Here is a 12,481-nt window from a genome sequence, read left to right as displayed (position 1 = left end):
CTTCGCCCGCTCCACTATTTTTCTTCGCACTTCCTCTGCGTACGCGCAATCTGGCCTGGCTTTCCAGGTTTTTTTAGCTCATTGGCGCGTTACGTTATAACCGTTATTTTCAGCACGCTGTCAGCAGCAGGACATAACGGGCGCATTCAAGAGATGGCTGCGGCCGTAATACCAAGGACAGACTCATGCCCCGGCGACTCCCCGTCACGGTGCTATCCGGCTTTCTCGGTGCCGGAAAAAGCACACTGCTCAATCATATTTTGCGCAACCGCAATGGTCGGCGTGTCGCAGTCATCGTCAATGATATGAGTGAAATCAACATCGACGGGCGCGACGTTCAGCGTGATGTCGCGCTCAGCCGCGCAGAGGAACGGCTAGTCGAGATGACCAACGGCTGCATCTGTTGCACCCTACGCGAAGATCTTCTCCTCGAGGTTTCCAGGCTGGCAGAAGAACAGCGTTTCGATTACTTGCTGATCGAATCGACCGGTATCTCGGAGCCGCTTCCGGTTGCCGAAACCTTCACCTATACCGATGACCAGGGGCGTTACCTCGCCGATCGTGCACGTCTTGACACTATGGTGACGGTGGTGGACGGCGTCGCCTTTCTCGATGATTTCCAACGGGCCGACAGCCTTGCCAGCCGTGGCGAAACCGCTGATGAGCATGACGACCGCACCATCACTGACTTACTTGTAGAGCAAGTGGAATTCGCCGACGTCATTCTGATCAGCAAGGTCGACCTTATTACCGAGGAAGCGAGGAACGAACTGGCAGCCATCCTCCAGCGTCTCAACCCCGATGCGGAAATACTGCCTATGGCCCACGGCCAAGTTGCGCTTGAGAAGATCCTCGACACCGGAAAATTCGACTTCGAGCGCGCCAGCGAGGCGTCCGGCTGGTTGAAAGAGGTGCGCGGGGAGCACATTCCCGAGACCGAGGCGTATGGCATAAGCTCGATGAGCTACCAGGCCCGTCGCCCGTTTCATCCACAGCGCCTCTACGACTTCCTGAGCGCGGATTGGGCCAATGGCCGCCTGCTGCGCTCCAAGGGCGAGTTCTGGCTTGCCAACAAGCCCGGTGAGGTCGGCATACTGTCACAGGCAGGAGGCGTACTGCGTGTTAGCTACGCCGGACCCTGGTGGGCTGATGTACCTCAGTCGGAATGGCCGGACGATGCCGATGAAGTCGCCGAAATCGAACGGCATTGGGATGCCCAAACCGGCGATCGACGGCAGGCGCTCGTCTTCATCGGCCAACGAATGGACCACGAGGAGCTGCGCGCGGCACTGGATGGATGCCTTCTGACCGATAGCGAGTTGGCCGGGGGCGACGAGGCCTGGCGCGCCTATCCCGATGCCTTCGGCCCGTGGGCTGAACTCGAAGACTAACCCCTACCCGGCTTTCAATGGCTCGTAATTATCAATGAAGTCGTGCCCAAGCGAAGTCAGCTGAATAAGACTCTCGCCACTGACAGGGTGCTGCTCCAGGCGGATCAGCCCCTCCTCATCCATGAGTTTCATGAGGTACTCAGACTCTTCGAGCTCTGCGGCGCTTGGCCGATAGGTCTTCAGATACAACGCCGCGAGCCGCGTCGGCGCGATGCCGTACTTGTCGGCGTGGCACTCGATCAGATCTACGATCTGCTTCGCTTTCGCAATATCACGCTTCATCGATCAACCACCTGTCGCGCCCGCTTAGGCCCTTTGTCGCATACCACCCTGTACACAATGGACCCCACCGGCCACTGGAAGGTGCGATATACGCAGTTGTCCCCACCAAACGGGGACTGTAATCTTCCGGGCGCTGTCAATCCTGGCTCATAAGGCGGAGTATTGCTCTACCTTGCCGCAATTACTGGAATACGATGTGACGAAAGACGAACTGCGCGCTGAATTACAGCGTCAGGAGAAACGGTACACGGATGTTTATGGCGGTGAAGTGATCACTTACGCTGCGCAGCACGCCCCGGAGCGAAAACCGTGGCGCAAGAAAGCGAGCCTACTCGACAAAGCGTTTCAACGAGAGATCGAAAAGATCGAAGCCGATCGCGCTGAAGTTGAATCGCCTAAGGGCGGCTAACCGAAGCTAGCTGGATCTGCAGAGCCGAAGCCGCAACTTGGAAAAGGTCGCCGCTCTCGGCTCATGCAATACGGTCGACACGACAAAAAGGCCGCTGAAACAGCGGCCTTTTTATACCGCGGGCAAGACGATCGACTGGCTAAGCTGTTTGCTTATGCGAAGACAACTGTCTTGTTGTCATGCACCAGAACGCGATCTTCCAGGTGGAAGCGCAGGCCACGTGCGAGCACGCGGCGCTCGACATCCTTGCCCAAACGTACCATGTCTTCGGGGCTATCCCCATGGGTCACCCGAGCAACGTCCTGCTCGATGATCGGGCCGGCATCCAGCTCTTCAGTGACGTAATGACAGGTCGCACCAATAAGCTTGACCCCTCTGCGGGCCGCCTGGTGGTACGGCTTGGCACCAACGAACGATGGCAAGAAGCTGTGGTGAATATTAATGACTCGCTGGGCAAACTTCTCACACAGTGACGGCGGCAGAATCTGCATATACCGCGCGAGCACAACGGCGTCAGCATTCTGCGCATCAATCAGGCGGGTGACCTCGTCGAATGCTGGCTGCTTGTCGCTTGGGTCCACTGGCACATGGTGATAGGGAATGCCGTGCCATTCCACCATGCCGCGGAGATCGTCGTGGTTGGCGATGACGCATGGAATGTCGCATTCCAGGTCGCCGCTCTGCCATCGGTGAAGCAGATCAGCCAGACAATGGGACTCACGGCTCGCCATCAACACGACACGCTTGCGAACCGCTGAATCGGTAACGCGCCATTCCATGGAGAATTCGTTGGCAATTGGAGCGAAGGCCTGACGAAATCCGTCCAGATCGAACGGCAGCGAATCGGCCCGAATCTCGTGCCTCATGAAGAACCAACCGCTCTGTGTATCGGAATGGTGGCTAGCCTCGGTGATCCAACCGTTATATGTCGCCAGAAAATTACTCACCTTGGCAACGATTCCGACACGGTCGGGGCAAGCGATCACCAAACGAAAGGTGCGCATTGTGAAAGGACTCCAGTACTTCGAAAGGCGCCATTCTAGCGAGGTCGGCAAAAAACTTCAGCGCAAGACGCATCCTTGCCGCTCTGACCGACCAGCTGCGCAGGGAACCAGGCCAACAAACTGGATCTTTTCACACTTTTTACATATTAAAGGGCGCATTAGCTACAAAGGGCGTGCGCGATTCTAAATGTTATTTACTCTAGTGAGCCGCACTGTTTATTATTGCACCCACTCTAACCCTCCCTCTTTTTCTTGAAGGTATACCCATGTCACTTATCAATGAATATCGCGCTACTGAGGAAGCCATCAAGGAGCTGCAGGAGCGCCTGAAGAACCTTTCTCAGGATGACAAACTGAAAAAGGAACTGGAGTTCGAAGGCAAACTGCGCGAACTGATGGGCGAATATCAGAAGTCGCTTCGTGACATCATTGCCCTGCTTGATCCAGACGCCAAGACAAAGCTTGGCCGCACACCTGCCAAAACCACTACCGCCAAGCGGGCTCGTAAGGTCAAGCAGTACAAGAACCCACACTCCGGAGAAGTGATTGAAACCAAAGGTGGCAATCACAAGACACTGAAAGAGTGGAAAGCCAAGTGGGGAAGCGAAGAAGTCGAAGGTTGGGCGACGCTGCTCAACTAATACTAAAAACGCCAGCAGATGCTGGCGTTTTTTTATTGGGTCGGCACATGGTTACATTTTATCGTACGGTGGTGCCCACACCGTCCAATGGAAGCGCGAAGCGCAACGCCAGGCGTTCAGCGTAATCCTGCCATTCGGAAAGCAAGTCGGCCTTCTCTTTGGTGGCGGACGCTATCAAGCCGTCCAAAGCCGCGCGGAATTCGGCCAATATCAGAGGCGCGCCCATGGCGGGGTTACTAAGACGCATCTGACAAAAGCGATACCAGGCCTGCTGCTCGGTCACCGTCAGCGTATCCGGAAAGTTACGTGCACGATACCGAAATAACAGCTCCGCCAGGCGCTCATCCGAAAAGGCCCACTTTCTATCCGCTAGATCCCGGGGCTCGGCATTGCGAACTTGGTCACATAACTGGCGATCACGCTCGCTCAGAAACCCGTCATAAAGTTGCTGCTCTGGATCGGCACATTCTGCAAAGCCCGCCGACTCGAAAATGACGGGCAACTTCGGCTGCCAAGTCGCCTGGCTATCCCTCAGCAGCGCGGTACGTTCACTCAATATCTGACCGTCGATATCGAGGCGAAGATAGTCTTCGGGCCGCAATACTGACATCGGCGCCAGCACTGGGCATTTGTTGATGTGCACTAACTTCAAAGGAAGCGCGCGCTCACCTTCGCCCAGGTCGGAATGGCGGGTATACAAACGCTGCCGTAATTGCTCTGCGTCCATATTCAGCAGATCGGTCACATCGCCAAGCAGGTCGCAAACGATTACCGCATTTCGATTAGTAGGATGCCAGGCAAGGGGTAATACAACGGCCAAATAACGTCGACTGCCCGCGTAACGACTGGAAACATGAACAACAGGCTCAAGCAGTCGAACCTGGTCTCGAACGCGATGCTTGCTGCGCAGACGATACAGGTAGTCGTAGAGCCGAGGCTGGCGTTCGCGAACGAGGCGAGCCAGTGCAATCGTGGCACGCACGTCGGACAGGGCGTCGTGCGCCTGCCCATGAGCCAGGCCATTGGCCTGAGTCAGCAATTCCAGCTTGAGGCTCACCGCACCGTCCGGACCAACAGGCCATTCAATGCCTTCGGGACGCAATGCATACGCCGTACGGATCAGGTCGATCAGGTCCCATCGGCTGTTCCCGCACTGCCATTCCCTGCCATACGGATCGTGAAAGTTGCGGTAAAGGCTGAAGCGCGTGACCTCGTCATCGAATCGAAGGCTGTTGTAGCCCGCTACGCAGGTTTCGGGCAGACACAGCTCCGTGTGCAATCGGGCCATGAACTCGGCCTCATCCATGCCCTGCTGCTCGAGTGTGGACGGTCGGATTCCAGTTACCAAGCAGGCTGCGGGGTGCGGAAGGATATCGTCGGCCAGACGGCAGTAAAGGTTGAGAGGCTCGCCGATTTCGTTGAGCGCCTCGTCCGTGCGTATGCCGGCAACCTGGACCGGACGGTCACGGCGAGGGTCCGTACCCGTAGTCTCGTAGTCGTACCAGAAGATGCTGGCGCTCACGAGCACCCCCTTCGCCTGAAAAGGGGTGAGTCTACCATTCGTGTTGGCGGGTTTCCGTTCGCCTACGCACGGCGCGCAGGAGCGAACGAAAGGTCAAACGGAGGCAGAAAGGGGATGGAAGCTGAAGTACGCGCGAAGCACGTCAACCAACTCGATGTACTCGGCTGGCGCATCGACCAGCGAAAAGCCCGAATCGAAGGTGCCCGGGTTCACATCTTCGCGGCTCCAGTGACAGGTTGCCGCGAAGTCAATGTTGCGCATTACGCCGTCCTGCCCTGGGATCTTGATACGCAGATCGAAGCGCGCATTCACCAGCATGGGCAACTGGCTGACTATCATAAGGCCGTCCAAGGACACATTGCCGAGGTAGCCCATGGGTTTGTCGGTAATGCCGTTGAATACCTTCAGGTAATACGGCAGTTGGTGACGCTCGATTCGTCGATGCATAAGCGTGAAGGCACTTCGCTATGATTGCGTCCCAGTATGGACCGAGGGGGATGCGAATGACAATGCGAGTGCACCGAACGGTAGTCTATTTCGCCGCTGGCGACGGGACCGGGTATGTACGTACCGGCGCCGGGTCTTTAACCAGCCCAAGCTGATCAAGCGTCTGTAGCCTCGCCCGCGCCCGAAACGCATATTCGCTGGAAGGGTAACGGCCAACGATGAAGCGATAGGTTTCGGCTGCGTCGAGATAGAGGCTCTGGCGCTCCAGGCATTGACCGCGCAAAAGCGATATTTCCGGTTGCAGGTCGTTACGCGCCCGGTTGTTTCGCTCGGCACGGGAAAGCTCGAGCATAGCCTTGGCACAATCGCCTTGGTCGTACGCAAGATAGGCCTCGTCCAGCTGGCTGTGCAGCGCGGCCCGCGTGCAGCCCGCAAGCACGATTACTGCAGAACAAATGAATAGAAGTCGCATGGTTCAATCCTCCGATGCTTGTTCATCGGCTGCGATTCACCATTCTTCAATCCAGAATGTGCTATTTCCATTCAGACCCACCGAACGGCACCCGAACGTCTATAACGCTGTCACAGAGGCAACAAGCCGCTCGAGGTAGTACGGTGGAAACGATGACTACACCGTCGCCCCGTAGTAGCCTGCCAGCCATTGAAGATGCCCAGGAGCAATTGCATGACAACGCGCCGTACCAAAATCGTCGCTACTATCGGCCCAGCCAGTCAGTCCCCGGAAGTACTGGAGCAACTGATCATCGCCGGTATCGACGTGGCTCGTCTGAATTTCTCACATGGCTCACCGGACGAGCACAAGGCACGCGCCCGCCTGATCCGTGAACTCGCCGCCAAACACGGTCGACACGTTGCACTGTTGGGCGATCTTCAGGGTCCGAAGATCCGCATCGCCAAGTTCAGCAACAAGCGAATCGAGCTCAAGGACGGCGACACCTTCCGCCTTTCCGTCATCCATCCACGCGACGCGGGTACCCAGGACGTCGTCGGCATCGACTACCCCGACCTGATCAACGACTGCCGAGTCGACGATGAGTTGCTGCTTGATGACGGCCGCGTCGTCATGCGCGTGACCGAGAAGACGGCCGACGAGCTGGTCTGCACCGTGTTGATCGGTGGCCCGCTCTCGGACAACAAGGGCATCAACCGCCGCGGTGGCGGCCTGACCGCGCCGGCCCTGACCCAGAAGGACAAGGCGGACATCAAGCTCGCGGCTGAAATGGAACTGGACTACCTGGCTGTCTCCTTCCCCCGCGATGCGGCGGACATGGAACTGGCGCGTCGCCTGCGCGACGAAGCAGGCAGCACCGCATGGCTGGTCTCCAAGATCGAGCGTGCTGAAGCTGTTGCCGATGATGAAGCGCTCGATGGTTTGATCCGTGCCAGCGACGCAGTAATGGTCGCGCGGGGCGATCTCGGCGTGGAGATCGGCGATGCCGAGCTCGTTGGCATCCAGAAGAAGATCATTCTGCACTCGCGTCGCCACAACAAAGCGGTGATCGTTGCGACGCAGATGATGGAATCCATGATCAGCAGCCCGATGCCCACTCGTGCCGAGGTCTCGGACGTCGCCAACGCAGCGCTCGACAATACCGATGCGGTAATGCTCTCGGCTGAGAGTGCAGCAGGTGCCTACCCGGTTGAGGCCGTCAAGGCCATGGCACGCGTGTGCCTTGGCGCGGAGAAGCATCCCACCAGCCAGAAATCGAGCCACCGCCTCGGCAAGACCTTCGAGCGGTGCGACGAAAGCGTCGCTCTTGCGGCCATGTACACCGCCAACCACTTCCCGGGCGTCAAGGCCATCATCAGCCTGACCGAGAGTGGCTACAGTCCGCTGGTCATGTCGCGTCTTCGGTCCTCGGTTCCGATTTACGCGTTCACGCCACACCGCGAAGCCCAAGCCCGTGTTGCCCTCTTCCGCGGCGTGTACACCGTGCCATTCGACCCGCTGGCATACCCTGCCGACAAGGTGAGCCAGGCAGCGGTGGACGAGCTGATCAAGCGTGGCGTGGTCGAACCCGGCGACTGGGTCGTACTGACCAAGGGCGATAGCTACCACGGTACCGGCGGCACCAACACGTTGAAGGTGCTGCACGTCGGTGACCCGTTGGTTTGATCGCACCCTGAGCAGTAAAAAGGCCACCTTCGGGTGGCCTTTTTTCGCTTAGCCCAGCTTATTGAAGTCCGGCTTGCGTCGCTGCATGAAGGCACTGAATGCTTCGACGGCTTCTGGCGTACGCAAACGCAAGGCGAACAGCTTCGCTTCTTCGTCGATCACGTTGAGCAGTACGTCACGCTCGGCGTTTCGCATCAGCCGTTTGCTATCCGTCACGGCGCTCGGCGCCAAGCTCCTGAATCGCGCTACGGCCTCTTCAGCTTTCTTTAGAGTGGCTGCGCCATCCTCAAGTACGTCGTTTGCCAATCCCCACGCGACGGCTTTCGCGCCATCCAACGTCTCTCCCAGTAGCAGCAGTTCCGCGGCACGAGCCTGTCCAAGGCGGCGTGGCAAGATAAGGCTTGCACCGAATTCAGGCGTAAGGCCGAGATTGATGAACGGCACCTGCAGACGTGCATCACGGCTGACATAGACGAGATCGCAATGCAGAAGCAATGTCGTGCCGATGCCGACCGCCGGCCCTGTCACCGCTGCCACAAGCGGCTTGCCAAGAGCCAGTACGGCATGCATGAACCGAAAGACAGGGCTGTCCTGGCTTGACGGCGGATCCTGCAGGAAGTCCTTGATGTCGTTACCGCTGCTGAAGCACGTCTCGCTTCCCCGGATCAACACTGCACGAACAGCATTATCGCGCTGCGCCTGCTCGAGGGCTTCCGCCAGATAGGTATACATCTCCCGGGTAAGCGCATTCAGCTTTTCCGGACGGTCCAGCGTCAAAACGACGATGCCATCGTCGTGCGCAATCCTTACGTGTTGGCTCATAGCGCTTTCCTCATTATCAATTCTTGTTTGGCAGAAACGCCTCGGTCCTGATGCGTGGCCGCGGTAAACCCGCCAGGTAGAGCTGCCGGACAACACGCTCCACGAACGCCGCGTTGCCGCAGACGAACGCGCGCATTCGTCGGGGCAGGCTGCGCCATGCGGCCAGCATGGTATCGAACTCCGAATCACTGACCCAATAATGCTCGATAGCCCGCGGCCGATCCGACTCGCCCTGTAGACGTGCCAGATAGTGCTCCCCCTCGCCAGATGCAACATGTACAAGACGGACGTGACGTTCCAGTGGCTCGCGTACCGCTTGTTGAGCAATAGCCCACAGAGGGGCGATACCCGTTCCCCGCCCGATCAGCAACAAAGGATCCTCGTCGCACTCTTCATCGAGCGAGAGCGCGCCGCTCACCTGCCCCAACTGCACTCGGTCACCGGCTTCCAGACGACGTGCGAAGTCACGAAACCTGCCCGGATCGGCGCAACCTACATGAAACTCCAGGCAATTCTCCTCGCCTGGCATGCTGGCAAACGAGTAAGGACGCGCATGCCTGTCCGGGGTCCAGAGCGTGATGTGCTGGCCTGCGCGATAGAGGATCTTCCGGACGGGTTCAAGCACCAGCCGCCGCACCGTGGGGCTCAACCAGTCGGCTGCCAGCACACGGCTCGCCGTGCCATGCTGCGCTGGATCGAAGACTTCAATTGCTGTCCGTGCTGAAACGGAGCATTGGCAGGCAAGGCACCATCCATCGCTTCTCTGCGCGACGGAAAGCTCACCGCGTGTCTGCCCTTCAAGGTGCCCCTCCACGCATCGAACCAGGCAGGCCTGGCATATGCCGGCCCGGCAACCGTATGGAACGGAGCATCCGGCTTCATTTAGCGCATCCAGTAGATTGCTGCCAGTGGAGATATCCAGGATGCGATTGCCGACGCGAACTACTGGCATTGACCTGCCCTGCGAGGGAGTGATCGGTACATTCGCCATGCACCACGAGTGGGGTGTCCAGCATGCCAGCAAGCCGATCGGTGCGCATCCATGTCGTTATATCGTGCTGGCTCGATGCGGACCGCTAGATACTCGTGGTTACACTGGCCGTTGCGAGGTGCGCCGCAGGGAAGCGGCGCGGTATACTGCCGCGCTTTATGCGATTAGCCCGCATCGCCGGAAACAGCCGGCCAAGAATAATGTTCCCGCCTGTATAGAGGAGCTTCCTCGTGACCGTGATCAAGCAAGACGACCTGATTCAGAGCGTCGCCGATGCCCTGCAATTCATCTCCTATTACCATCCCGTCGACTTCATTCAGGCCATGCATGAGGCCTACCAACGCGAAGAGTCGGCGGCTGCGCGGGATTCCATCGCTCAGATCCTTATCAACTCGCGCATGTGCGCCACCGGCCATCGTCCAATCTGCCAGGACACCGGCATCGTGACCGTTTTCGTCAAGGTCGGCATGGACGTACGCTGGGACGGTGCGACCATGAGCCTGGACGACATGATCAACGAAGGGGTGCGCCGCGCGTACAACCTGCCTGAAAACGTTCTGCGCGCCTCTATCCTGGCCGACCCGGCCGGTGCACGCAAGAACACCAAGGACAATACCCCGGCCGTCATTCACTACTCGATCGTCCCAGGCGACAAGGTCGAAGTGGATGTAGCAGCCAAGGGCGGCGGTTCGGAAAACAAGTCGAAGATGGCGATGCTCAACCCGTCCGACTCGATCGTCGACTGGATTCTGAAGACCGTCCCGACCATGGGCGCGGGCTGGTGCCCACCGGGCATGCTCGGCATTGGCATCGGCGGTACCGCCGAAAAAGCCGCGGTACTGGCGAAAGAATCGCTGATGGACGAGATCGACATTCACGAACTCAAGGCGCGCGGCCCACAAAACCGTATCGAAGAACTTCGTCTGGAAATCTTCGACAAGGTCAACCAACTAGGTATCGGCGCACAGGGCCTAGGCGGCCTTACTACCGTCCTTGACGTCAAGATCAAGGACTATCCGACTCACGCAGCCTCCCTGCCGGTCTGCATGATTCCGAACTGCGCGGCTACCCGTCACGCACACTTCGTGCTGGATGGCAGTGGCCCGGCCGCGCTCGAAGCACCACCGCTCGACGCCTACCCTGAGATCGTCTGGGAAGCGGGCCCATCCGCGCGCCGCGTCGATCTCAACACCGTTACGCCTGAAGAAGTGCAGAGCTGGAAGCCCGGCGAGACACTGCTTCTCAACGGCAAGATGCTCACCGGCCGTGACGCCGCCCACAAGCGCATGGTGGACATGCTCAACAAGGGCGAGACGCTTCCAGTGGACCTCAAGGGTCGCTTCATCTACTACGTCGGCCCGGTCGACCCGGTCGGTGACGAAGTGGTTGGCCCGGCTGGCCCGACCACCGCGACGCGGATGGACAAGTTCACTCGTCAGATCCTTGAGCAGACCGGTCTGCTCGGCATGATCGGCAAGTCCGAACGTGGCCCGATCGCCATTGAAGCCATCAAGGACAACAAGGCTGTATACCTGATGGCAGTCGGCGGTGCGGCCTACTTGGTCGCTCAGGCAATCAAAGGTGCGAAAACACTGGCCTTCCCGGAACTGGGCATGGAAGCGATCTACGAGTTCGACGTGAAGGACATGCCTGTCACGGTGGCAGTTGATACACAAGGCGAGTCGGTCCATATCACCGGCCCGGCGATATGGCAGAAGAAGATCGCGGAAAACCTGGCCGTCGAAGTGCAATAATCGCTTCGGACTGCAGGACAGAAGCCCGGCCATGCGCCGGGCTTTTTTGTGCATGCCTGTTGGCCGCCCGCACAATCGGAACGCCCCGCAGAAAGAGGTATCTCAAGTTCTCAGAATCATATGAAGACTCTTCCCAGTTCGCTGATCCCCAAACGAGCCAGAAGCCGCTTACCATGATTTGTAAGCCGACACGGCCGCATCGCATAATCCGCGCCCGCATTCCCCTGAGATGAGCCCGATGGACGTGATGCTCGATCCACAAATGCTTTTGTTGCTGGGTGCCATCGCGTTTGCCGCAGGCTTCATCGACACACTTGCAGGTGGCGGAGGCCTGATCACGCTGCCCGCGATGCTTCTCATGCAGATCCCACCGATCCAAGCCATCGCCACCAGCAAGATGCAGAGCACGTTCGGCGCCTTGGTGGCGACTGTAACGCTCATACGCAAACGGCAGCTCACGGTTTCGGACGTCAAGCTGGCCTGCCTCGCCTCGTTGACAGGGGCCGCCCTCGGCGCGCTGATCGTACAGTTCATCGACGCTTCGGCCCTGGACATCCTGGTCCCTGTCGTCCTGGTCAGCATCGGCCTGTACTTCCTGCTCGCGCCAAGTGCGGGCTCACTGGAGCGAAAGCCGCGCATCGGTGATCGGGCGTACCGGACCTTCGTGGTACCGGTGATCGGTTTCTACGACGGCTTTTTCGGCCCGGGGACCGGCTCTTTCTTTTCCTTGGCCGAGGTAGCCTTGCGTGGGCGCAACCTCATCCGGGCAACGGCATCCGCCAAGGCCATGAACTTGGCGAGCAACGTGGCGTCCCTGGTGGTGTTCATTATTGGCGGCAAGGTGCTGTGGACGATCGGTGCGGTCATGGCCATCGGGCAGCTGATGGGCGCTTACCTGGGCTCGATGGCCCTCATCGCGGGCGGCGCGAAGCTTATCCGTCCGCTGATCGTAATCGTATGCTTCGCGATGGTTGGCCGTTATCTCTACCAGAACTTCGCATGATGAAGGCAAGCCAGGCAGATCGTATTTCCACTACACCTAACGAAAAAACGCCGCAATACGCGGCGTTTTTTCTGCGTA

The 12,481-nt window shown here is 58.7% G+C and carries 13 protein-coding genes; 6 read left to right on the top strand and 7 right to left on the bottom strand.

What is annotated here, in order from left to right; genetic code table 11:
• The first annotated feature begins 185 nt into the window (after positions 1 to 185).
• Entirely contained in the window at positions 186 to 1,391 is a 1,206-nt protein-coding gene (gene zigA, locus ACY8D3_RS03615) for a zinc metallochaperone GTPase ZigA (RefSeq protein ID WP_462381703.1), read from the top strand.
• 3 nt (positions 1,392 to 1,394) lie between these two features.
• Here the strand turns inward: zigA and ACY8D3_RS03610 are convergent, their stop codons facing one another.
• Positions 1,395 to 1,673: a hypothetical protein gene (locus ACY8D3_RS03610; RefSeq protein WP_462381701.1), complete on the bottom strand. Its 279-nt coding sequence runs from the start codon at positions 1,671 to 1,673 to the stop codon at positions 1,395 to 1,397.
• Positions 1,674 to 1,869: 196 nt separating this feature from the next.
• On the opposite strand from ACY8D3_RS03610, the gene ACY8D3_RS03605 reads away from it, so the two are divergent.
• Positions 1,870 to 2,082, top strand: a complete 213-nt coding sequence (locus ACY8D3_RS03605) for a hypothetical protein (protein WP_462384226.1) — start codon at positions 1,870 to 1,872, stop codon at positions 2,080 to 2,082.
• Positions 2,083 to 2,234: 152 nt separating this feature from the next.
• Here the strand turns inward: ACY8D3_RS03605 and purU are convergent, their stop codons facing one another.
• On the bottom strand, positions 2,235 to 3,086 hold the full coding sequence (purU, locus tag ACY8D3_RS03600; RefSeq protein WP_462381697.1) for a formyltetrahydrofolate deformylase: 852 nt from the start codon (positions 3,084 to 3,086) through the stop codon (positions 2,235 to 2,237).
• Positions 3,087 to 3,352: 266 nt separating this feature from the next.
• Here purU and mvaT point away from each other — a divergent pair, with 266 nt between their 5' ends.
• On the top strand, positions 3,353 to 3,727 hold the full coding sequence (mvaT, locus tag ACY8D3_RS03595) for a histone-like nucleoid-structuring protein MvaT (protein WP_462381696.1): 375 nt from the start codon (positions 3,353 to 3,355) through the stop codon (positions 3,725 to 3,727).
• A 58-nt stretch (positions 3,728 to 3,785) separates the two neighbouring features.
• Here mvaT and sbcB read toward each other — a convergent pair whose 3' ends face one another.
• The 3 genes from sbcB to ACY8D3_RS03580 all read right to left on the bottom strand — a co-directional run bounded on the left by sbcB (position 3,786) and on the right by ACY8D3_RS03580 (position 6,168).
• Complete coding sequence (sbcB, locus tag ACY8D3_RS03590; protein ID WP_462381694.1) at positions 3,786 to 5,249, bottom strand: exodeoxyribonuclease I; 1,464 nt, start codon at positions 5,247 to 5,249, stop codon at positions 3,786 to 3,788.
• Positions 5,250 to 5,342: 93 nt separating this feature from the next.
• Positions 5,343 to 5,696, bottom strand: a complete 354-nt coding sequence (locus ACY8D3_RS03585; RefSeq protein WP_462381692.1) for a PilZ domain-containing protein — start codon at positions 5,694 to 5,696, stop codon at positions 5,343 to 5,345.
• Between the two features lie 85 nt (positions 5,697 to 5,781).
• Positions 5,782 to 6,168 carry a tetratricopeptide repeat protein gene (locus ACY8D3_RS03580; RefSeq protein ID WP_462381690.1) on the bottom strand — a complete coding sequence of 129 codons (387 nt, stop codon included), beginning with the start codon at positions 6,166 to 6,168 and terminating at the stop codon, positions 5,782 to 5,784.
• A 213-nt stretch (positions 6,169 to 6,381) separates the two neighbouring features.
• On the opposite strand from ACY8D3_RS03580, the gene pyk reads away from it, so the two are divergent.
• On the top strand, positions 6,382 to 7,833 hold the full coding sequence (gene pyk / locus ACY8D3_RS03575; protein ID WP_462381688.1) for a pyruvate kinase: 1,452 nt from the start codon (positions 6,382 to 6,384) through the stop codon (positions 7,831 to 7,833).
• A gap of 48 nt (positions 7,834 to 7,881) precedes the next feature.
• Here the strand turns inward: pyk and ACY8D3_RS03570 are convergent, their stop codons facing one another.
• A complete protein-coding gene (locus tag ACY8D3_RS03570; RefSeq protein ID WP_462381686.1) occupies positions 7,882 to 8,655 on the bottom strand; it encodes an enoyl-CoA hydratase in 774 nt (257 codons plus the stop codon).
• Positions 8,656 to 8,671: 16 nt separating this feature from the next.
• Positions 8,672 to 9,607, bottom strand: coding sequence for an iron-sulfur-binding ferredoxin reductase (locus ACY8D3_RS03565; RefSeq protein ID WP_462381684.1), 936 nt, complete (start codon positions 9,605 to 9,607; stop codon positions 8,672 to 8,674).
• A 269-nt stretch (positions 9,608 to 9,876) separates the two neighbouring features.
• Between ACY8D3_RS03565 and ACY8D3_RS03560 the strand changes: the two genes are divergently transcribed.
• Entirely contained in the window at positions 9,877 to 11,400 is a 1,524-nt protein-coding gene (locus ACY8D3_RS03560) for a fumarate hydratase (RefSeq protein WP_462381682.1), read from the top strand.
• A gap of 229 nt (positions 11,401 to 11,629) precedes the next feature.
• A complete protein-coding gene (locus ACY8D3_RS03555) occupies positions 11,630 to 12,403 on the top strand; it encodes a TSUP family transporter (protein WP_462381680.1) in 774 nt (257 codons plus the stop codon).
• The last annotated feature ends 78 nt before the right edge of the window (positions 12,404 to 12,481 follow it).

It is taken from the genome of Pseudomonas sp. Marseille-QA0892 (assembly GCF_054950135.1).
The sequence above is the reverse complement of the archived record's forward strand: the minus strand, read 5'-3'. Positions and strand labels throughout refer to the sequence as shown.

Excerpts from the sequence above, each read along its gene's own strand:
- ACY8D3_RS03565 (WP_462381684.1), bottom strand. The coding sequence starts at position 9,607 with ATGCCAGTAGTTCGCGTCGGCAATCGCATCCTGGATATCTCCACTGGC.
- ACY8D3_RS03570 (WP_462381686.1), bottom strand. The coding sequence starts at position 8,655 with ATGAGCCAACACGTAAGGATTGCGCACGACGATGGCATCGTCGTTTTG.
- ACY8D3_RS03585 (WP_462381692.1), bottom strand. The coding sequence starts at position 5,696 with ATGCATCGACGAATCGAGCGTCACCAACTGCCGTATTACCTGAAGGTA.
- zigA (WP_462381703.1), top strand. The coding sequence starts at position 186 with ATGCCCCGGCGACTCCCCGTCACGGTGCTATCCGGCTTTCTCGGTGCC.
- ACY8D3_RS03610 (WP_462381701.1), bottom strand. The coding sequence starts at position 1,673 with ATGAAGCGTGATATTGCGAAAGCGAAGCAGATCGTAGATCTGATCGAG.
- mvaT (WP_462381696.1), top strand. The coding sequence starts at position 3,353 with ATGTCACTTATCAATGAATATCGCGCTACTGAGGAAGCCATCAAGGAG.
- purU (WP_462381697.1), bottom strand. The coding sequence starts at position 3,086 with ATGCGCACCTTTCGTTTGGTGATCGCTTGCCCCGACCGTGTCGGAATC.
- pyk (WP_462381688.1), top strand. The coding sequence starts at position 6,382 with ATGACAACGCGCCGTACCAAAATCGTCGCTACTATCGGCCCAGCCAGT.
- ACY8D3_RS03580 (WP_462381690.1), bottom strand. The coding sequence starts at position 6,168 with ATGCGACTTCTATTCATTTGTTCTGCAGTAATCGTGCTTGCGGGCTGC.
- ACY8D3_RS03555 (WP_462381680.1), top strand. The coding sequence starts at position 11,630 with ATGAGCCCGATGGACGTGATGCTCGATCCACAAATGCTTTTGTTGCTG.